The 20,784-nt window shown below is 69.3% G+C and carries 18 protein-coding genes; 4 read left to right on the top strand and 14 right to left on the bottom strand.

Translation table 11 applies throughout. The annotated features are described in order from the left end of the window. Positions 1-66 precede the first annotated feature (66 nt). On the top strand, positions 67-1,236 hold the full coding sequence (locus BLR21_RS17285) for a 4-hydroxybenzoate 3-monooxygenase (RefSeq protein WP_090006861.1): 1,170 nt from the start codon (positions 67-69) through the stop codon (positions 1,234-1,236). A 174-nt stretch (positions 1,237-1,410) separates the two neighbouring features. Then, positions 1,411-2,232 carry an IniB N-terminal domain-containing protein gene (locus BLR21_RS42535; RefSeq protein WP_090006860.1) on the top strand — a complete coding sequence of 274 codons (822 nt, stop codon included), beginning with the start codon at positions 1,411-1,413 and terminating at the stop codon, positions 2,230-2,232. Between the two features lie 76 nt (positions 2,233-2,308). Here the strand turns inward: BLR21_RS42535 and BLR21_RS17275 are convergent, their stop codons facing one another. The 6 genes from BLR21_RS17275 to BLR21_RS17250 form a co-directional block, all read right to left on the bottom strand. Continuing rightward, positions 2,309-3,109 carry an ABC transporter ATP-binding protein gene (locus tag BLR21_RS17275; protein ID WP_051769417.1) on the bottom strand — a complete coding sequence of 267 codons (801 nt, stop codon included), beginning with the start codon at positions 3,107-3,109 and terminating at the stop codon, positions 2,309-2,311. After that, positions 3,093-3,860: an ABC transporter permease gene (locus BLR21_RS17270; protein WP_256334740.1), complete on the bottom strand. Its 768-nt coding sequence runs from the start codon at positions 3,858-3,860 to the stop codon at positions 3,093-3,095. Before BLR21_RS17270 ends, BLR21_RS17275 begins: the two co-directional genes overlap by 17 nt. Further along, positions 3,857-4,600, bottom strand: a complete 744-nt coding sequence (locus BLR21_RS17265) for an ABC transporter permease (RefSeq protein ID WP_090006859.1) — start codon at positions 4,598-4,600, stop codon at positions 3,857-3,859. The genes BLR21_RS17270 and BLR21_RS17265 overlap by 4 nt, the downstream gene beginning before the upstream one ends. 80 nt (positions 4,601-4,680) lie before the next feature. Continuing rightward, positions 4,681-7,413 carry an nSTAND1 domain-containing NTPase gene (locus BLR21_RS17260; protein ID WP_090006858.1) on the bottom strand — a complete coding sequence of 911 codons (2,733 nt, stop codon included), beginning with the start codon at positions 7,411-7,413 and terminating at the stop codon, positions 4,681-4,683. A gap of 115 nt (positions 7,414-7,528) precedes the next feature. Continuing rightward, positions 7,529-10,243: an nSTAND1 domain-containing NTPase gene (locus BLR21_RS17255; protein ID WP_090006857.1), complete on the bottom strand. Its 2,715-nt coding sequence runs from the start codon at positions 10,241-10,243 to the stop codon at positions 7,529-7,531. 167 nt (positions 10,244-10,410) lie between these two features. After that, positions 10,411-13,089, bottom strand: a complete 2,679-nt coding sequence (locus BLR21_RS17250; protein WP_090006856.1) for an nSTAND1 domain-containing NTPase — start codon at positions 13,087-13,089, stop codon at positions 10,411-10,413. Positions 13,090-13,224: 135 nt separating this feature from the next. Between BLR21_RS17250 and BLR21_RS17245 the strand changes: the two genes are divergently transcribed. After that, positions 13,225-13,539, top strand: a complete 315-nt coding sequence (locus tag BLR21_RS17245; RefSeq protein ID WP_090006855.1) for an SH3 domain-containing protein — start codon at positions 13,225-13,227, stop codon at positions 13,537-13,539. A gap of 47 nt (positions 13,540-13,586) precedes the next feature. Here BLR21_RS17245 and BLR21_RS17240 read toward each other — a convergent pair whose 3' ends face one another. The 8 genes from BLR21_RS17240 to ald all read right to left on the bottom strand — a co-directional run bounded on the left by BLR21_RS17240 (position 13,587) and on the right by ald (position 19,770). Beyond that, positions 13,587-14,321 carry a pseudouridine synthase gene (locus BLR21_RS17240; RefSeq protein ID WP_176929671.1) on the bottom strand — a complete coding sequence of 245 codons (735 nt, stop codon included), beginning with the start codon at positions 14,319-14,321 and terminating at the stop codon, positions 13,587-13,589. Then, positions 14,314-15,300, bottom strand: coding sequence for an SMC-Scp complex subunit ScpB (gene scpB / locus BLR21_RS17235; RefSeq protein ID WP_176929670.1), 987 nt, complete (start codon positions 15,298-15,300; stop codon positions 14,314-14,316). Before scpB ends, BLR21_RS17240 begins: the two co-directional genes overlap by 8 nt. After that, entirely contained in the window at positions 15,297-16,127 is an 831-nt protein-coding gene (locus tag BLR21_RS17230) for a segregation and condensation protein A (RefSeq protein ID WP_090006854.1), read from the bottom strand. The genes scpB and BLR21_RS17230 overlap by 4 nt, the downstream gene beginning before the upstream one ends. Then, the gene (locus BLR21_RS17225) at positions 16,124-16,441 is read right to left on the bottom strand and encodes a hypothetical protein (protein ID WP_090006853.1); all 318 of its coding nucleotides are present in this window, start codon (positions 16,439-16,441) and stop codon (positions 16,124-16,126) included. Before BLR21_RS17225 ends, BLR21_RS17230 begins: the two co-directional genes overlap by 4 nt. Continuing rightward, positions 16,438-17,316: a ParA family protein gene (locus tag BLR21_RS17220; protein WP_245816457.1), complete on the bottom strand. Its 879-nt coding sequence runs from the start codon at positions 17,314-17,316 to the stop codon at positions 16,438-16,440. Before BLR21_RS17220 ends, BLR21_RS17225 begins: the two co-directional genes overlap by 4 nt. 145 nt (positions 17,317-17,461) lie before the next feature. Next, complete coding sequence (locus BLR21_RS17215) at positions 17,462-17,791, bottom strand: ArsR/SmtB family transcription factor (RefSeq protein ID WP_090006852.1); 330 nt, start codon at positions 17,789-17,791, stop codon at positions 17,462-17,464. 24 nt (positions 17,792-17,815) lie between these two features. Continuing rightward, positions 17,816-18,691 (bottom strand): site-specific tyrosine recombinase XerD, encoded by an 876-nt coding sequence (xerD, locus tag BLR21_RS17210; RefSeq protein WP_476737557.1) that lies wholly within the window; start codon positions 18,689-18,691, stop codon positions 17,816-17,818. A gap of 8 nt (positions 18,692-18,699) precedes the next feature. After that, complete coding sequence (gene ald / locus BLR21_RS17205; protein WP_090006851.1) at positions 18,700-19,770, bottom strand: alanine dehydrogenase; 1,071 nt, start codon at positions 19,768-19,770, stop codon at positions 18,700-18,702. A 52-nt stretch (positions 19,771-19,822) separates the two neighbouring features. On the opposite strand from ald, the gene BLR21_RS17200 reads away from it, so the two are divergent. Beyond that, entirely contained in the window at positions 19,823-20,431 is a 609-nt protein-coding gene (locus tag BLR21_RS17200; protein ID WP_090007111.1) for an NINE protein, read from the top strand. Positions 20,432-20,784 lie beyond the last annotated feature (353 nt).

The raw sequence follows: 20,784 nt of genomic DNA, 5'->3' as shown, positions 1-20,784 counted from the left end.
AGGTTCCAGTCAACTACCTGCGGTGAGCATCTAAGCACAGCAGGTCTAGCGCTAGGAGAACCCCAGTTGAAGCGCTCCGTGACCGTTGTCGGCGCAGGGCCGGCCGGTCTGACCTTGGCAAACTTGATCCAGCAGTCAGGTATCGACTGCGTCGTGCTCGAAAAGGCCAGTCGAGCTCAAGTGGAAACACGAGCACGGGCAGGAGTCCTGGAGCACCGCTCCGTGACCATGTTGGAGTCGCTCGGTCTGGCAGATCGTTTGCTGATGGAAGCAGACCGTCACGGAACGTGTGAATTCCGCGTGAGCGGCCAGGCGTTCCAGGTGTCGTACAGCGACCTCTATGGCGGCCGCGAACACTACGTGTACCCCCAGCAGGAAGTCGTCAAGGACCTCATCGGGGGATTTCTGGACAGAGGAGGTGACATCCGGTTCTCGGTCAGCGACGTGGAGTTGCGGGAGCTGACGTCCTCTCGTCCATCAGTGGCCTTCACCAGCGCAGACGGGGTCCGGGAGACCATCACGAGCGACTTCGTGGCCGGGTGCGACGGGTTTCACGGCGTGAGCCGTCCGTCCATTCCTGTGGGAGCGCTCTCAGAATTCTCGCACCAGCACGGGATCGAATGGCTGGCCATTCTCGCGGAAGCCCCTCCATCGACTAAAGCCATCATTTACGCGCTGCACGAAGACGGATTCGCCGGCCATATGTTGCGGTCTCCCACGATATCCCGTTTCTATCTTCAGGTACCGGTCGGGACCAAGGCTTCGGATTGGTCCGACGAACAGGTCTGGGAAGCTTTGCACAAACGTTTCACACTGCACGACTCGTCGTGGGCGCTGACCGAGGGAAAGATCATCGAGAAGCGCGTTCTCGACATGCGCAGCCATGTGGTCGAGCCGATGTCGTACGGCAGGCTCTACCTGCTGGGTGACGCAGCCCACATCATCACACCGGTCGGCGCCAAGGGCATGAACCTCGCCATGAACGACGCCGCAACGTTCGGACGTGCGCTTATCGACTTCTACGCCAGCGGATCCGAGACCGGTCTCAAGACCTACTCGGAGGACTGCCTGCGCCGCGTCTGGCGGGCACAGGAATTTTCCCAGTGGATGGTGAACATGATCCACACCGACGTGAGCTCGCCGTTCTTCGGACGGTTGGCCCAGGCGAGGCTGGAGCACCTGGCGGAGTCTCCCGCCTACCGCGCCACCTTCGCGGAGAACTACGTCGGACCCTGATGGGTAAAAATCAGCCCTACAGGGTGAAATCCCCGCTCCCCTAACGGGTGAACCCGATCCCCTAAGGACCTCGCTACGTCACGATCTGGGGCCAACTCCCGATGCCGGGGGATGTCGTTCATCCATACGGTTCAACACGACATCCCCCGATCCACCTACAGGAGCCTGAGTCCCATGCAGCAGACCGAGACCACCACGGTGCAGACCGGCCCGACCACGGCCCAGACCGGTGACACCAGCGTGCAGACCGGTGGCACCGAGGCGCAGACCGAACAGACCACCCTGCACGACTTCACTCTCGGCCTCCTGACCGACCTCGACGCCCGCGAGGCGTTTCAGCAGGACCCGCTGGCCGCCCTGGAGGCAGCCGGTCTGGGCGACCTCACCCCCGGCGACGTCCAGGACATCCTGCCGCTGGTGCTCGACGCCGCGTCCGTCCCGAACACCGGCGCGATCGACGAGGTCCTCTCCGGCTGCGGCGAACTGCCCGCCGTCGACCAGCTGACGCTGATCGCGAGCAACGTCGAGGGCATCACCGGCACCACCGGCGTCTCCGCTCCTTCCGCCATCACCGCACTGACCGGCGACTTCTCCGGCCTGGGCGATGTGTCCGGCACCCTCGACTCCACCGTGCTGACGGCCGGCGACGTCGTCTCGAACGTCTCCGGCGTGGCCCACGACAACGCCGTCGTCTCCAAGGTGACCGACGTCGTCGACGTCGACAACGTCACCGACGTGGTCGTCAAGGACCTCGACACCGACGTGCTCGTCAAGGACGTCCTGGACTCCGACGTGCTGGTCAAGGACGTCGCCGGCTCGGTCGACCTCGACGTGAAGGACGTCGTGGACGTGACCGACAACGTGGTGCACAACGTCGTGCAGGTCGGCGACGTGCACAACGACCTCGGCCAGGTCGTCGGGGACGTCAAGATCGGTGACATCGACATCCTCGACGGTGGCATCGGCAACGGCAACAGCATCGACCTCCACCTCTGAGCTGTGTTTGGCGCACTGTGAACACAGGTGAGCCCCGGACCGCGGCGGTCCGGGGCTCACCTGTCTCAAGCGACTGTCAGGACGAGACGGTCTCGCTGAGCGATTCCCGTTCCGCCGCAGCCCACTTGTCGACGTCGAGGGTGGGCTTGCCGCCGACGTTCAGCAGCCGGGCCACCTTGGACCGCAACGCCACGAAGGCCTCGTCCGTCCGCGTCGTCACCTGGTCACGCTCGGCGGGCAACGGCACCTCCAGGTCCGCCACCAGCTTCGCGGGCGAGCCGGAGAGCACCAGGATGCGGTCGCCCAGGTACACCGACTCGTCGATGTCGTGGGTGACCACGAGAACGGTCGTGTCGTGCTCACGGCGCACGCGCAGCAACAGGTCCTCCAGCTCGAACCGGGTCTGCGCGTCCACCGAGGCAAAGGGCTCGTCCATCAACAGCAACGCCGGCCGGTACGCCAGAGCGCGCGCGATCGCCACACGTTGTTGCATGCCACCGGAAAGCTGCCACGGCCGCTTCTTGGCGGCCGCCGAGAGACCCACCCAGGCCAGGGCCTCGGCGGCGCGGGAGCGGCGTTCGGCGCGCGGCAGGGAGCGCAGCGGGAACTCCACGTTGCCCTGCACCGTGAGCCACGGGAACAGGGAACGCTGGTAGTCCTGGAACACCACCGCGAGGTGGGAACCGTTGAGGGTCACGTCACCGCGGGAGGGCGCGATGAGCCCCGAGATCGTGCGCAGCAGTGTGGACTTGCCGCATCCGGAGGGTCCGACCACGCACACCAGCTCGCCGGCGCGCACGGTGAACGTGAGGCCACCGATGGCCTCGTAGTCGCCGTAGCTGTGGCCTAGGTCGGCCACCTCAAGCATGTTGCTCATCCCTGCTCCTCGGTTGCCAAGCCAAAGCTCTGCGTTCCACCGCCAGAAGCACGGTGTTCAGTCCGTAGCCCAGCACGCCCAGCAGGACGATGCCGGCCCACATGCGCGTGTAGTCGAACTCGCGCTGTGCCTGCATGAGTTGCGAACCGATGCCGTTGTCCGTGCCCACGAGCTCGGAGATGACCATCAGCACCAGGGACAGCGACAGCGACACCCGCAGCCCGGCGAAGATCTTCGGTGAGGCCGCGGGCAGCACCACCCCGAGAACCCACTGGTGGCGCGGGATCCGGAAGACCGCGGAAGTGTCCACTTTGGTCACGTCGACGGAACGGGCGCCGTCCACGCTGTTGAGCAGCACCGGCCAGATCACGCCGAAGATGATCGTCGCGAGCTGCATCGACGTGCCGCCCCTGAACAGCAGCAGGAACACCGGCACCAGCGCGGGCGGCGGGATCGAGCGCAGGAACACCAGCAGCGGTCCCGCGTAGTCCATCGCCCGGTCGGAGCGGCCGAGCAGCACGCCCAGCGCCACGCCGATGACCGAGGCGATCGCCCAGCCCGACAGCAGCCGGCCGATCGACGGCAGGATGTGCTCGGTGACGTTCTGGGGCTCCAGGACCCACCACTCCCAGGCCGCCGACACGATGTCGGACGGTGGCGGGAAGAACGGGTCGTCGGCCGCCATGCCGGCCAGCTGCCAGAAGACTACGAGACCGGCGAACACGGTCCACCGTTGCAGGAACTTGTTCACCAGGCCACCCAACGCTTGCGGACGCGCTCGAGACCGCTGTTGAGCAGGACGCCGATCGCGCCCGCGACCACGGTGCCGACCAGCACCTGGTCCATCCGGCCCGGCCCGCTGCGGGCCTCCATGATGAAGAAGCCGAGACCGATCTGGCTGCCCGCCATGAGCTCCACGCTCACCATCACGATCAGCGCCGTCGTCGCCGCGAGCCTGATTCCGGTGAGGACGAACGGCAACGCGCTCGGCAACGCCACCCGGAACAGCACGCCGACACGTCCGGTGCCGAAAACCCGTGACGTCTCAACGAGCAACGGGTCCAGCTCGTCCAGCGCGTAGATGGTGTTGAACAGGATCGGCCACAGTGCCGCGTAGACCGCGAGCGTGATCTTCGTTTCCGGGCCGAAGCCCAGCATCACGAGTGCGAGCGGAATCAGTGCCACAGAAGGGATCGGACGGAGGAACTCGATGACCGCCCTGGTCGCGTGCCGCACGGCCGGGACGCTGCCGAGGACGAGTCCACTCGGCACCGCGATGGCGATGGCGATGGCGATGGCGATCAGCACCGCCAGAACCGTTGCCACGACATGACTGATGAACTCGGGGGACGTCAGCTGCACGACCAGCTCACCGAACACGAGGGACGGTGGTGGCAGCGCATCCGCGGGTAGAAGGGGAGAGCGTCCTAAGAGCTCCCAGAGCGCGAGGAACCCGGCGATGCCGATGAGTCCCCTTGTGAACGCACGCACTCGGTCACCCTAGAGAGTGGATCTCCAGTTCACAATGCGTGCACGCTCAACTCCGGGTTGTTTCCCGCACATCGCGGGATTCAGCAGACCTTCACGCGCGCCACTTCGCCGAAGCTCTTCACCCATTCGGAGTCAGTGAGCCTCGCGCCGTCTTTTTCACACATCCTCTTGATGATGCCGCCGGTGTCGAGGTCGTACGGCAGCAGCTCCGGATCCTGGCCCCCGCTGCGCACGAGGAAGTCGCGGTTCTGCGGCCGGAACACCGCACGCGTGGAGTTGCCGTGCCCGACGACGTACACGAGCCGGTCCGCCGGACGGTCGCTCGCGTGGAGCTGGTGGACCTCGAAGACGTTGTCGCGGACCACGGCCACGCGGCCGTCGTCGGAGAACGTGACTCGGGCACCGGCCCGCAACGCCGTGTCGAGCCGTGCGCGCAGCACGGGCGTGCCGCTCGGCACGCGCTGCCACACCTCGACGACCGACTCCGGCGAGGAGTGCTCGACGGCGAGCCAGCGCCCGTCGCCGCTGTAGGTGATGCCGCGGACGTAGGCGTGCTGGGACATCGCCGGGCCCGCGGACTCGACGGTGCCGCCGATGCTCCAGAACTGGATCGTCGTGGTGCCGGTGGCCGAGTTCCAGACGCCGGTCGCGAGCTCGCGGCCGTCCTGGCTCAGCGCGACGGTCCCGGGGTTGCTCACCGGCATCGGGAGCTTGCGGGGGTGGCGCGGGTCGCTCAGGTCGTAGAGCTCCGCGTACTCGGACTCGTCCGGCGTCGGCAGCCCGACCTCGACCGAGGCGCCGACCTTGCCGGCGAGCCGGGAGCCGTCCGGGCTGAGGTCGAGCGTGCGGAACCGGCCGGGCAACGCCGTCAGGTAGGTGACGTCGTTCGCGTCGCCGACGGCCCACAGGTGTTCCTGGCCGTTGAAGTCCCTCGTGACGGCACGGCGTTCGGCGAGCTTCACGACCCGATGGCGGTCGGCGAACTTCTTGCCGGGCCACGCCTTGCCGTCGTCGATGCCCCACATCCGGTCGGTACCGTCCTGGTCGGTCACCGCCGCCATCTCCCCGCGCGGGGAGACCACCACGTCCGCGTCGTCCTTCGGCGTGCCGGTGAACAGGATGCCGCTCGCGACCGCGTTCGCGAGCCGCAGCACCTTCTCGGCTTCGGCCGACGGGTTGACCGTGTAGCCGACCAGCGCGAACTTGTCCGCGTACGGCCGGCGTTGCTCCAGCAGCGCCTCGGACTGCGACAGCGCCTTGCCGCCCAGCGCCCTGTCGCTCATCTCGGTGAGCTTGCGTTCGTTCGCGAGCGCGTAGACGACGGTGCCGGGCACCAGTGCCAGCAGCACCGCCACGACCGCGATCAACGCCGTCGAGCGGCGCGTCTCGCGTCTGGTGCTGATGTCGACGAACCGGCGCTCCTGAACCGTCAGGAACTCGCCGAGCTCCTTGGCCCGGCGCAGCCGGACGCCCCGGTAGAGCGCCAGCGGGTCGCGGTCGCTCGCCTCCCACAGCTCGATCGCGGTGACGAGTTGCTGGTGCGTCCTGAGGTTCTCGCGTTCCTCGTCGATCCACCCGGCGAGCCTCGGCCAGCGCAGCACGGCGTCGTGGGTCAGTTCGACGCCGTCCTCGGTGAGCGTCACCAGCCGTGCCTTCACGAGGAGGCCGAGCAGGCGGGCGTCGACGTCCAGCAGGCGGTTGCGACGTTGCACGATCCCGTTGCGCGGCACCGAGACGAGCCTCAGGAACAGCTGCCTGGCCACGCGCTGGTCGGCCTCGCCGAGGTCCGCGAAGAAGGTCTCCGCGGACTGCGCGACGACGTGTTCGATGCCGCCGGACTCCTCGAAACCGGCCAGCGACAGCGTCATGCCGCGCTTGCGCCGCCACGTCTCGACCAGGGCCTGCTGCACCAGCGGCAGCGCATGCTGGTTCGCGGCGTCGGCGACCAGGCGCGCGATCACCGCGGTCTCGACGGTGGCACCGATCTTGGCCGCGGGTTCGGCGATCGCGCGGCGCACCTGGTCCGCGCTCATCGGCTCGATGGTGATCTCGGCGGCGTGGACGCCCTGGTCGTGCCAGCGCCGCCGCTCGTCGGCACGCACGCAAAGCACGACGTGGGGGCAGCGGGTCACGGCGGCGACGAAGTCGTCCGCGTCCAGCGCCCTCTCGAAGTCGTCGACGAGGAGCACGAGGCCAGGGCGGTGCTGGCGGATCCGCAGCCTGAGGTGGTCGGGGTCCTCCCGGAACTCCTGCGCCAACCGGCTCGCGGTGGTGTTCTCGAAGATCTCGGCGAGGGCCGCGGCGAGGGCCCCGACCGGGTCCTGCCCCGGCGTGATCACCACGGCGTCGTCCAGGGCGGGCAGCAGTCCGGCGCGCAGCAGCGACGTCCGGCCCGATCCGGAGGCGCCGAAGACGACGGTGACGGGCTTGGCCCTGACCGACTCGACGACCTGTTCGACGAGGCACTCACGCCCGAAGAACCGCTTCGCGTCGGCCTCGGTGAAGGGCGCACCGCCGGGGTACGGCGTGTTCGGGTGCAACGGCTGGGTGTGCTCGGCGGCGAGTTCACGCCATCGCCTGGTCCACGAGGCGGGATCGGCCTCGCAGGCCCGCACGAACGCGAGCGTCAGCGCGAGTGAGGGCAGCTTGCGTCCGCCGGCCGCGTCGGACAACGCGGTCGGCGAGTAGTTCGCGCGCCGGGCCAGTTCGCGATAGCTCGGTTTGCCTGCCTGGTCACGCAGTCTGCGCAGGTCACCGGCGAACCGCAGCAACGCGGTGTCCTCCGGGCCCAGCGGACGTTCCCCTCTTGGCATGCCGCCTCCTGGCCGGATTGTCCACCAGAGGTTCGCCCTCCGTCTAACGGCCCGCTAATCCCTCACCATCCGGACGTGCGCTTCGTGATCGTTCCACCGGCCAGGTCCTGGGCTTTCACTCGCGACATGGCGGGGCGAAGTCGAGATCGCCGAAGTACTGCGCCCACTGCTCGCGGCTCATCCGCGGAAACGCTTGCTCGCAGATCCTGACCGCCGGGTCGCGCGGGTCGGCGTTCCACAGCCGCACCGCCCGGTCCGCGCCACCCGTCACGACCTCGTCACCCCTGGGCGTCAGGCCTACCGCGGTGACCGGTCCGGTGTGCCCGCGCAGCAGGGCCTGCTCGACCGGTTCGCCGTCCCCGAGCAGCCAGAGCCGCACCAGGCCGTCGTCGGTGGCGACCGCGACCCGGCCGGCGGCGAGCCAGGCGGCCGTGACCTCGCCGCCGCCGGACCGGATCGCGGCACGCAGGACGGGGTCACGCGGGTCGGTGGTGTCCCAGAGGTGGACGGCCGTGCCCGCGGTGGTCATCAGGCGGTCCGCGCCGGCGAACTGGGCGCCGCCGGCGAACTCCCTGGTCAGCGACAGGAGCTTGACGTCACGCGGGTCGCTGACGTCGACCAGGTGCACGGCGTGGCCGGTGGTGACGGCGGCGAGGACCTGGCCGTCCGGGCGGAACGACATGGCCGCCAGCGGTCCCAGGCCGGGCTGGGCGGTGGTGAGGAGCCTCGGGCGTTCGTGGCGCAGGTCCGTCCAGAAGCTCAGGGCGCCGTCCGCGCCGGTGGTGACGAGGGTGCCGCCCTGCCAGGCGATCGCGGTGGCACGCACGGGAAGCGCGGCCAGTTCGCGCGGTCTGCCGAGGGAGACGTCGACGAGGTGCACGGTGCCGTCGTCGGCGGCGGACGCGATCAGGCCACCGGTCGAGTCCATCGCGAGCGCGGTGACGGCACCGGAGTGCCTGGTGGCGTCGTGGGAGGTGCGTGGGGACGGCAGGTCGTCCAGCGTCGTCAGCACGACCGTGCCGTCCCGGTGCCCGGTCGCGACCTGCTGCTGGGTCGGGCCGACCACCAGCGCCGTCACCTCGGACTGGGCTTCGCGCAGCACCTGGGACGGCACGTCCTCCTGCCGCAGTCCGTTACGCGCCTGGGGCAACGGCACGAGCTGGTAGGCGGCAAGCGCGACCTGCTGCGCCAGGGCGGGGTTCGTGGAACGCAGCGCTGCGGCCTCCCCCACTGCTCTCAGCACGGCCGCGTTGGCGCGCTGCTCGTCGGCGGCGATGCCCGCCCGCAGGGCGAAAGCGGTCGAGCTGGCGGCGACGACCACGAGTGCCGCGAGTGCGGCGAGCAGCTGGCGTTGACGGCGGGTGCGTCTTCGGGCGCTCGCCGAGGCCTCCTCTTCGGCGGCCAGGCTCGCGGCGAGGAAGGCGCGTTCCTTGGCGTTCAGGGAAAGTCCTGCCGGGACGTTCACCAGGCGGCGTCCCCGCCACAGCACACCGGGGTCGCGGTCGAGCGACTCCCAGGTCTGCGTGGCGTGCGTGAGTTCGCGCTGCGCCTTGATGTTCTCGCGATCCTCCTCGACCCAGCGCTGGAACGTGGGCCAGCTGCGGATCAACGCCTCGTGCGCCAGTTCGACGCCGTCGCGGTCGATCACGACGAGCCTCGCCGCGGCCAGCGCGAACAGCACCTCGTCGTCGGCTTCGAGTTCGGCCTGGTGCGCGCGGCGTTTGGTGCCGTCGGCGGTGACGAGCCGCAGCAGGATCTGCCTCGCCTGCTCCTGCCCGGCCGCGGACAGGCCGTCGAACACCTCCTGCGCGGTGCGGGCGACAGCGTGTTCGAGGCCGCCGACCTCCTCGTAACCGCTGAGGGTCAGCGTCATGCCGCGCCGGTGCTGCCAGGTCTGCGCGAGCGCGTGCGACAGCAACGGCAACACGGCCGCCTGCCCCATCGCGTCGGCCATCAGCCTGGCCAGCAGCGCGGTCTCGACCTTGGCCCCCACGACCGCGGCGGGTTCGGTGATGGCGAGGCGGAGCTCGTCGGACGTCATGGGGCCGAGGAGGAGTTGCGCGCCTTCGAGGGCGTCGACCAGATCGGGGTACTGCGCGCAGTGGCCGTAGTAGTCGGCGCGCACGCCGATGACGACCTTCGGGCAGCCGATGAGCGCCTTGATCAACCACCGGCGAAGCTCTTCGTTGCGGCACAACGTGAACAGCTCCTCGAACTGGTCGACGACCACGAGGTGCGGGTGCCTGCGGCAGAGCGCGCCGGGGTCCTCCAGTTCGCCGGCGAGCGCGGCCGCCTCCCCGCCGGTGAGCCGGGCGAGCGCGATCGCGCACTCCTCCACGGGGTTCGCGCCGGGCGTGAACAGCAGCACCGGCTCGCGGGTGCGGGCGATGAGACCGGCCCGCAGCAACGAGGACTTGCCCGCACCGGACGGTCCGAAGACGCCGGTGAAGCGGTTCCGGGTGGTGAGCAGTTCGGCCGTCAACCGCTCGCGCCCGAAGAACTTCGGCGCGTCGCCGGGCTGGAACATCGCGAGCCCCACGTACGGACTGTCGTTCCCACCACGGGGTTCGGACTCGACGACCGCGCGCCACCGCCGCGCCCACTCCTCCGGATCGGCGTCGCAGGCCTTGGCGTACGCCATGGTCACCGCCAGGCTCGGCAGCTTGCGCCCACCGGCCGCCTCCGACAGCGCCGCCGCTGAGTAGTGCGCCCGCCGGCTCAGTTCCCGGTAGGTGGGGCTGCCCGCACGCTCCCGCAGCCGGCGCAGATCCGCCGCGAACCGCAGGAGACCACTCTCGCCCTCGTCGAGAGGGCGTTCCCGTCTCGGCATCCCGTCATTGTTCAGAGAACTTTGTTCAGCGGCGAACACATGACCGTGAACAACCCGTTCGCCCTAACGTCGGGGGGCAACTACACGGGGAAGACCCGGTGCTCGCGCCCCGAACCGGCGCCGGAGTGGCCGTGGGTGGCCCGCGCACGCGCCACCCACGACCTCGGTCAGCACACGGGCACGCGTTCCACATCCGGGAACCGCCGCCGCCACTCCTCGTCGGACAGAGGCGAGACTGCCACGGCGCAGACCTGTATCAGCGCGGCGGTCAGGTCGCCGCGCAAGGTCCACACGTTCGAGCCCTCCCACTCGAAGGCGACGAACTCGCCGATGTCCGGCCGATAGCGCATCGACGGGACGTGGCTGGTGAACCCGCCGAACTCCGCCGTCCGGCGCGGCTGTTCATGACGGAGATCCCACACCTGGATGCTCGGCTCCAGGTGCACCGCCATCGTCTGGTCGCCGAAGGCCACGTCCGGAAGGGTCGAGGAGGAGACCGACAGGTCGGCCGACCACCGCGGAGTACCGTCGAGCCGCCACAACTGCACTGTCCTGCGGGAGTCCAGCCACGCAGCGAGCACCGTGCCGTCGTCGTTCATCCACAGTCTCGTCGCCGGCTTGCCTTCCCTGTGCCAGCGCGCGATCCGTTCCCCGCCTACTCGCCACAACTCCATCGCGCCGTCGTTCAGCGCGACCGCGAGCGTGCGGCCGTCCCGGCTCAGCGCGCTCGCGATGACCCCTTCCACGGGCAAGAGCGTGTCCTTTGGTGTGCCGCTCAGGTCCCACAGGCGGATGCGGTCCGGGCTGGAGATCCGGTCGCCGGTCTCGAAGACATCAACACCGGTGACCATGCTGCCGGTGCCGTCGACGTCGTGGATCGCGAAGTGCGGCAGCATCTCGACCGTTCGGCCGGCCTCGTACACGCGGACACGGAACCCGTCCTCCGGCACGAAGAACCGCTTCTCGTCAGCGCTGACGTGGAACCGGTTGTCGGTCGTGAACGGGAGCGGGCGGCGTTCGGTGCCCTCGACCCACCACATGCTCCTGTCCTGGTCCTGGACGATCAGGGCGCGGCCGGACGGCGAGAACCGGACCGTCATGGGGGTGGTCACGATCGGCACGGAGGTCCGCTGGACGGCGGCGGACACGCTCAGCACGGCATCTCGTGTCTCGTCGGTCCGCGCCACGGCGTGCGCGGCGAGCGCGATCCTGGCCGCGCCGCCCGGATCGGTGATCGCCAGCCTGCGAGCCTCCGACGCGGCCTCGCGGGCGAGTGAGGCGTTGCGTTGCGCGGCGACCACCTGTGTCGCGTCGACGGCCAGCAGCACGGCGCCGGTGAGGACGACGACCAGCACTGTCAGCACCGCGGCCAGCGCGCGAAGGCGGTGCGCGCGACGGCGTTCGATCCTGGTGCCGGCGGCGAGGAAGTCCCGTTCCGGCCCGGTGAGCCCGTCCAGTTCCCTGATCTGGACGAGGCGGACGCCGCGGTAGACGGCGTCGGCGTGTCTGCCGTTCGCCTCCCACGCGGCGACCGCCTCCGACAGATGCTGGCGGGCGCGCACGGCGTCGCGGTCCTCGGCGATCCAGTCCCGCAGCCGGGGCCACGACCGGAGCAGCGTCTCGTGGGCAAGATCGACGTGGTCCCGGTCGAGCACGATCAGGCGGGCGGCGGCGAGCCGGTCCAGCACCTCGTCGTCCAGGTCCTGGCGGGGCACACGGCGTTTCGTGTCGTCGGTGCCCTCCCCTACTACGACGAGCCGCAGGAACACGTCCCGCGCCACCTGCTGTTGTTGCGCGGAAAGCGCGCGGAACGCCTGCTCGGCGGTGCGGGCGACCGAGTGCTCGATCCCGCCCGCCTCCTCGTAGCCCGCCAGCGTCATCGTCATGCCGCGACGCCGCCGCCACGTCTCCACTAGTGCGTGCGACATCAACGGCAACGCGGCCGCCTGCCCCGCGACGTCCGCGACGAGCCTCGTGACCAGCGCGGACTCTACGGTCACGTGGGTGCGTTGGGCGGGTTCCACGATCGCGCGCCGCAGCTCGTCCGGCGTCATCGGACCGACGAGGAGCTGAGCGCCTTCCAACGCCTCCGCGAGCGCCGGGTGGTGTCCACAGTGGCCGTAGAAGTCGGCGCGCACGCCGATCACCACGCTGTCGCACCGGGTCAGCGCCGTGATGAAGGCGCCCCGCCAGCCCTCGTCGGCGAGTGTGAAGACCTCCTCGAACTGGTCGACCACCACCGTGACGCCCTTGGTGAGCAACCGCAGCACGTCCGGGTCCGCCTTGAGCCGCTCGTACAGGTCGAGCGCCGGTTCGCCGGTGAGCTCGGCCAGCCGTACCGCGCACTCGTCCAGCGGGCTCGGGCCGGGCGTGCACACCAGCGTCCGGTCCAGCGCGGGAACCAGTCCGGCGCGCAGAAGCGACGACTTCCCCGAGCCGGACGCGCCGAACACACCGACGAACGGACGTTCCGCCGTGAGTGCGACGAGCTTCGCCGTGAGTTTCTCGCGACCGAAGAAGAGGTCAGCGTCCTCCGTGCCGAACGCGGCGAGACCCGCGTACGGCGGCGTGCCGCCATCGGCGGGCGGCTCCGCGATAGCCCGCCACCGTTGCTCCCACTCCGTGGCATCACCTCCGCACGCCACGACGTACGCGAGCGTGACCGCGAGACTGGGCAGCTTCTTGCCGGCGGCGGCCTCGGACAACGCGGCCGCCGAGTAATGCGCCCGTGAGCTCAGTTCCCGATACGGCGGCGTGCCCGCTTTCTCGCGCAGCCGGCGCAGCCCGCCGGCGAACCGCCCGAGCTCCGAGTCGACGGCGCCGAGCGGCGTTTCCCCTCGTGGCATGTGGTTCTCCCCCCGGCCACATTGTCCACAGAGTGATGATCACGCGGGCGGGTTCGGCACTGAACAATGCCGCGGACCTAGCTTTTGCCCTCGTCCCGGCCGGTTCGGCGCCGGGCAGACGAGGGGAGAACCTCCATGACGTTCCGCAACGCGGCCGCAGTGGTGGCCGCAGGTCTCGCATTGCTGGTGGCGCCAGGCGTGGCGCAGGCGTCCGAGTCCGTGACCGCCGCGGGCTACCACTGCGTGAACAAGAACGACGTCAACTACCGCTCCGGCCCCGGCACCGGCTACCGGAAGCTGGGCACGGTGATGAAGGGGCAGGGCTTCGTCAAGCTGTCGGAGATGAGGAGCGTGAAGCCGGCCGACGGCTCGCTCTGGTTCAAGGGCGACTTCTGGGGTGGCGCCAAGGGGATCTGGGTCCACTCCATCCACATCAGCTGGTGCAGCTGAGTCGTCCCTCGGGGCCGCCGGTGTGGCGGCCCCTTCCTGCGCCGGGGTCAGAGACCGACGAGCTTGTAGAGCCCGCCGACCTCCTGCCGGTTCAGCACCCGCATCGAACCGGGGCGCTGGTTCCCGAGGGAAACACCGCCGACAGCGACGCGGACCAGCGACTGCACCGGGAATCCGGCGGCCTCCATCAGGCGGCGGACGATGTGTTTGCGGCCTTCGTGCAGCACGATCTCGACCAGCGCCTTGCCGGGCACGGAGCTGATGAGCTTGAAGGAGTCGACCTTGGCCGGCCCGTCCTCGAGCTCGATGCCCTCTTTGAGCCTCTTGTTGAGGCCCTTCTCGAGAGGTCCGGGGACCTCGGCGAGGTAGGTCTTCTTGACGTTGTAGCTCGGGTGCATCAGCCGGTGCGCGAGCTCACCGTCGTTCGTGAGCAGCAGCAGCCCCTCGGTCTCGGCGTCGAGGCGCCCGACGTGGAACAGCCGCTCCTTGCGGCTGCGCACCAGGTCGCCCACGCACGGACGGCCCAGGTCGTCCTCCATCGTGGAGAGCATCCCGTACGGCTTGTTCAGCGCGATCGTGACGACGTCCTCGCGGATCTGCACCCGCAGTCCGTCGACGTGCACGACCGCCGTCTCGGGGTCGATCCGCCGCCCCTGCTCGGTGACGACCTTGCCGTCGACCTGCACCCGCCCCTGCTCGATCAGCTCTTCGGAAGCGCGGCGCGAGGCGACCCCCGCCTGCGCGAGCACCTTCTGCAGGCGCACGCCCTCGTTCTCAGACATCGTCGATCGCATCCACTTCGGGCAGCAGCGGGGCGATTGGCGGCAAGTCGGCAAGTGACGACAGCCCCAACCGCTCCAGGAACAGTTCGGTCGTGCGGTACAGGATCCCACCCGTGTCGCTGTCGGTGCCCGTCTCCTCGATGAGCCCCCGTGCGACCAGGGTCCGGATCACACCGTCCACGTTGACGCCTCGAACCGCCGCGATCCGCGCCCTCGTCACGGGCTGCCGGTAGGCGATCACCGCAAGCGTCTCCAGGGCAGCGCGGGTCAGTTTCGCGCGCTGGCCGTCGAGCAGCAGCTTCTCCACGAACGGGGCGAAGCGGTCTCGCGTGTAGAACCGCCAGCCGTCCCCCGCCCTGCGCAGGTCGATGCCGCTGCCGGACTCGGTGTACCTGGTGGAGAGTCTACGGAGTGCCTGCTTGATTCGCTTAACCGGCTGCTCAAGAGCGCTGCTGAGGGCGTCTTCGCCGATCGGGCTGTCGACGACGAGGAGGACGGACTCCAGTGCCGCCTCGAAGATGGCGTCGTCGGTGAGGTCGGGGAGGCCGCTGTCCTCGATCGCCTCTTCGGGGGCCGCGGCGAGCAGTTGGGTCTCGAGGGCGGCGGCGTCCTCGGTGTCGGCCGGGTCGGGTTCGGGCTCCGCGACCTCGGGTTCCTCGAGCACGACGGCGGCGGGAGCGGCGTCGTCCAGCGCGGCGTCGGGCTCCGGAGTGTCACTCGACTCGGCCACGACCTCGGGGGAAGCCGCGGGCTCCTCCAACACGACAGCAGCGGGAGCGGCGTCGTCCAGCGCGGCATCGGGCTCGGGCTCCGCGACCTCGGCCACGACCTCGGCAGAGGCCGCGGGCTCCTCCAGCACGACGGCGGCGGGAGCGGCGTCGTCCAGCGCGGCGTCGGGCTCCTGCGGCTCGCCGCCGTCGAACGCCGGCCCCGGCTTCTTGATCTCCGCCGCGTCCGGCCCGACCAGTGGCTCACTCATCCGGCGTAGTCCTCATCCTCGTCGCCGGCGTGCACCTGCGCCTGCGCGTCCTCCAACGTCCCGCCGACCCACGTCACCCGCAGCGGACCGAGCGGGTCCTCCTGCTCGAAGGCCAGCGACTTCTCGCGGTACAGCTCCAGCAGTGCCAGGAACCGCGCCACGACCTCCATGGTCTCGGTGCACTCGGCGACGATCTCCGAGAACGACGCGGTGCCCTTCTCGATCAGCATCGCGCGCAGGATGTCGGCGGTCTCGCGGATCGACACGCGGTGCTGGTGGATGTGGTCGACCGACAGCGTGCGCTTCTGCTTCGGGCGGAAGGCGGCGGCCGCGATCAGGGCGAACCTGTCGGGCGTGACGCCGAGCATCACCTCGGGCAGCAGGCCCTCGAAGCGCGGTTCCAGCGACACCGAGCGGGGGTAGCGCCGGAACGCGCCCTGCTCCAGTTCCGCGAACAGCGCGGCGACCTGCTTGTAGGCGCGGTACTGCAGCAGGCGGGCGAACAGCAGGTCGCGCGCCTCCAGCAGGGCCAGGTCGTCCTCGTCCTCGACGTCGCCGGTGGGCAGCAGCCGGGCGGCCTTCAGGTCCAGCAGGGTCGCCGCGATGACCAGGAACTCGGTGGTCTCGTCGAGGTCCCACTTGTCGCCCATGCCGCGCAGGTGCGCGATGAAGTCGTCGGTGACCGTGTGCAGCGCCACCTCTGTCACGTCGAGCGTGTGCTGGGAGATCAGCTGCAGCAGCAGGTCGAACGGGCCCTCGAAGTTCGTGAGCCGGACCCTGAACTTGCCGTCGTCAACCGGAGTGTCAGCAGGGGTTTGCTCTGTCACTGCTCGCGCAACCTGCGTACCAGCAACGACGCGTCACCGTGCGTTTCGAGGTCGTCCAGCACGATGGCGACCGCCTCGCGCACCACGCGCCCGCGGTCTACGCCCAGCGAGTGCGAACCGCGCAGCACGAGCCGCGCCTGTTCCAGAGCGAGCAGCTCCTCGTCGGACACGTAGACCGTGATCTTCGTGGTGTGCTTGGTGCGGCCGGAACCCCGGCGTTGCTGCGGAGCGTCCTCGGAGGAGGAGACCTCGGTGGGCGCAGCGGTCAGCCTGAACAGTTCCGCGGCCCCGGGAAGCGTTGGGCGACGGTTCACCGGGCGATCACCTCGCGAGCCAGCGCGCGGTACGCGTTGGCGCCCGCGGACCGCGGTGCCCAGCGGGTGATCGGCTCGCCGGCCACGGTGGTCTCCGGGAAGCGCACCGTGCGGTTGATGACCGCGTCGAACACGATCTCGCCGAACGCCTCCACGACGCGGGCCATGACCTCACGCGAGTGCAGCGTGCGCGGGTCGTACATCGTGGCGAGGATGCCGGTGATGTTGAGCTTGGGGTTCAACCGTTCCTTGACCTTCTCGATGGTGTCGATGAGCAGCGCCACCCCGCGCAGCGAGAAGAACTCGCACTCCAGCGGGATCAGCACACCGTCCGCGGCCGCGAGGGCGTTCACCGTGAGCAGGCCGAGCGAGGGCTGGCAGTCGACCAGCACGTAGTCGTAGTAGTCGATCACGGGACGAAGGGTGCGCACGAGCGTGTGCTCGCGGCCCACCTCCGACACGAGCTGGATCTCGGCCGCCGACAGGTCGATGTTGCTCGGCAGCAGGTCCATGTCGTCGACCATGGTCTTGCGGATCACGTCGGGAACGGCGGTGTCGTTCTCCATGATGACGTTGTAGATCGTGGTTTCCAGCTGGTGCGGGTGCACGCCGAGACCCACGGAGAGCGCGCCCTGCGGGTCGAAGTCGACGAGCAGCACCCGGCGGCCGTACTCGGCCAGCGCCGCGCCCAGGTTGATGGTCGTCGTCGTCTTGCCGACGCCACCCTTCTGGTTGCAGACGGCCAGGATCTTCGCCGGGCCGTGGTGCAGCAACTGCGGCGGATCCGGGATGATGCGGCGCGTGCGGCCTGTCGGACCGATCCCGTCGACCTGCTCGTGAGCGACGTCGTCCACCGGCGCGGCGTGCGGGGCCATGTTCAGATCGGCACGGGGCGCGAAAGCGTGCTCCGGTGTCGACATGGCTGGCGTTCCCTCACTGGTCGTAGTCGTCTCTCCGGGCGCAGCCTAGGCCGCACCCGTGCGAGCGGCAACGCGCCTCGCCGGGCTTGTCAAGAGTTACTTAGACAGTGACATCCGTTCGTGTTCGCCGATCGGCGGCGGACAGCACCACGTCCAGCAGGCCGGGGAAGAGAAGATCCAGGTCATCGCGACGCAATGACACCCAGCGCTGGTTGCCGCGGCAGCGTGTTCGGGTGATACCCGCTTCGCGCAACACGCGCAGGTGCTGGGACAGGGTCGACTTCGCTACGTCAACTTCGAAAGCCCCGCACAGCCTCTCGCCGCTCAACTGGATCTGGCGCACGACCGCGAGCCTTGTCGGGTCACTCAGCGCGTGCAGCACGGCGGCTAGGTCGATGGCCTGTGGGGACGGCTCGTCCAAGTTCGGCACCTGCCCACCGTACCCGTGGAAGCCTCATGTTCCAGTGGCCCGAGGGTGTGCAGTTGCGTAGACCTCCCTCAAAGTCGTAACGGTTACCAGCGTGTACACCTGAGTGGTCGTAACGGATGCATGCCCGAGAAGTTCCTGCACCACCCGAACGTCGGCACCCCCTTCGAGCAGATGGGTGGCGAACGAATGTCGCAACGTGTGGGGCGACACCACCGCGGTGATGCCGGCCTGCTCCGCCGCGGTCTTCAGAACCGTCCACGCACTCTGCCGCGACAGCCTTCCGCCACGTGTATTCAGGAACAACGCAGGCGTACCACGTCCTTTGGCCGCCAACGCGGGACGTGCTCGCACCAGGTAGGCGTCGACCGCCGCCAACGCCGGCCGCCCGACCGGAACCAGCCGTTGTTTCCCTCCCTTCCCGTCCAGCAGCACCGTGCGCTCGGCAGCGTCGATGTCGTCCACGTCCAGCCCGACGACCTCGGAGATTCGCGCTCCCGTCGAGTACAGCAGCTCCAGCAGTGCTTTGTCCCTGAGGTTTCCCACAGTTTCCAGGAGGGTGAGAACCTCATTGATCGGTAAAGCTTTCGGCAGCCTCTTCGGCGGCGACGGCGGATGCACGGCCCGTGCGGCGTCATGCGGCACAACGCCTTCACGGTGTGCGAAGCGGTGCAACCCGCGCACGGCGACCAACGTCCGTGCGGCAGACGACGCCGCGAGCCCGCTTTCGCGCAGCACGGCCAGGAACTCACTCACCTGCAGTTCCGTAACCGCGCCCAAGTCCGTGACACCTATGGACTCCAGGTGCTCGGTGTAGCGGCGCAGGTCGCGCGTGTAGGAGTCGAGCGTGTTGCGGGCGGTGCCGCGTTCCACGGCGAGGTGGTCGAGATAGGTCGCCACCAGCTCGGCAATCACTCCAGCCCTTCCAGCACGATCACTCCAGCACGCGCGTTGACACCCTTGGCGAGCGCCGGGTCATCCGCGACAGCACGATCGAAACCCTTGTCCGCCAAGGCGATAACGTACGGCAGCGTCACGTTCGTGAGCGCGTACGTCGACGTGTTCGGCACGGCACCAGGCATGTTCGCGACGCAGTAGAACACGGAGTCGTGCACGCGGTACGTCGGCGCGTCGTGTGTGGTCGGCCGCGTGTCCTCGAAACACCCGCCCTGATCGACCGCGATGTCCACCAGCACACTGCCGGGCCGCATCCGCGACACCAGGTCGTTGCTGACGAGCTTCGGCGCCTTCGCGCCCGGCACCAGCACCGCGCCGACCACCAGATCCGCCCACTGGCAGGCTTTCTCGACCTCGTAGACGTTCGAGGCGATCGTCTGCAGGTGCCCGCGGTAGGTGAAGTCGATCTGCCGCAACCGGTTGACGTTGTTGTCCAGCACGACGACCTCGGCCTGCATGCCCACGGCCATCGTCGCCGCGTTCATCCCCGCCACGCCCGCGCCGATCACCGCGACCTTGCCCGCCGCCACTCCGGGCGCCCCGCCGAGCAACACCCCGCGCCCGCCCTGGGCTCGTTCCAGGCAGTGCGCGCCGACCTGGGCGGCCATCCGCCCGGCGATCTCGCTCATCGGCGCCAGCAACGGCAACGACCCGTCGGGCAGCTGCACGGTCTCGTAGGCGATGGCCGTGATGCCGGAGGCCGCGATCGCCGCGGTGCACGACGGCGAAGCCGCGAGGTGCAGGTAGGTGAACAGCACCTGGTCGCGGCGCATGCGGTGGTACTCGGGCTCGATCGGTTCCTTGACCTTGAGAACCAGGTCCGCCGACCCCCACACGTCGTCGGCCGACGAGGCGATCCGCGCGCCCGCCGCCACGTACTCGTGGTCGGGGAACGACGAACCCGCACCGGCGTCACGCTCGACGACGACCTCGTGGCCGCGGCGCACCAGCTCGACGACTCCGGCGGGGGTGATCGCGACACGGTACTCGTGGTTCTTGATCTCCTTTGGGACACCGACCAGCATCGTCGCAGCGTATTCCCCATATCGATCTGCTGCATCGGATACCGTGCGTGCCGTGTCAGAAGCATTCGGGCCTGAGCAGCAACGCATCGGCAACCAGCAGCGCGAAGAGGCGATCACCGCGCTCAACGACCACTTCGCGATGGCGCGGCTCGACATCGGTGAATACCAGGAACGCGTGAACCGCGCGTCCGGCGCGCAGAGCTACGCCGAGCTCGCGGAGCTGTTCCGCGACCTGCCGCAGCCCCATCCGCCGTTCCTCGCGCCGCCGTCGGTGCCGTTCGCCGTGCCCCCGGCCCCGCCCGGTTACGCGCCCCAGCCCACTCAGCCGTACTACCCGCCGCCCACCGGCCCGCAGCCGCAGTACGCGGTCCCGCCGCCCCCGCCCGGCATGCTCCCGCCCGGCTACGGCACCCCCGGCGCCCCGTACGGCTACGACCCGATCACCGGCGTGCCGCTGTCGGACAAGTCGAAGGTCGCCGCCGGCGTGCTGCAGCTGTTCCTGGGCAACCTGGGCATCGGCCGCTTCTACACCGGTCACACCGGCATCGCCGTCGCCCAGCTGCTGACCTGCGGTGGCTGCGGCATCTGGTCGCTGATCGACGGGATCATCATCCTGGTCAACGGCGGCACGGACGCGCAGGGCCGCAAGCTCAGGGACTAGTGGCGTGGCCCGGAAGGTTGCCGGGGGAATTCGCGGTCAGACGGGTGCATCGTGGTGTCGCCCCCACGTCCTCGTACTGGATGTACGGGGGCGTGGGGGCGGCGCCGCGAGGCGCCCTGCTGAGCGTGGATTACCTCGCCAACGTTCCGGGTCGCGCCACTAGTGTCCTGCGCCTGAAATCCGCTGGGTAAGTCTATGGTGGGGTGATGGCGCGGATTGGACGTCCTCCTGCTGAGGTGACGTTGACCGAGCAGGAGCGGGAAACGTTGCAGCGGTGGGCGCGGCGGGCGAAGTCGTCGCAGGTGCTGGCGCAGCGGTGCAGGATCGTGCTGGCGTGTGCGGATGGTGTGCCG

The sequence above is a fragment of the Lentzea albidocapillata subsp. violacea genome, from assembly GCF_900100275.1.
Lineage (GTDB): Bacteria > Actinomycetota > Actinomycetes > Mycobacteriales > Pseudonocardiaceae > Lentzea > Lentzea violacea.
This window is presented reverse-complemented; position numbering and strand designations above follow the sequence as displayed.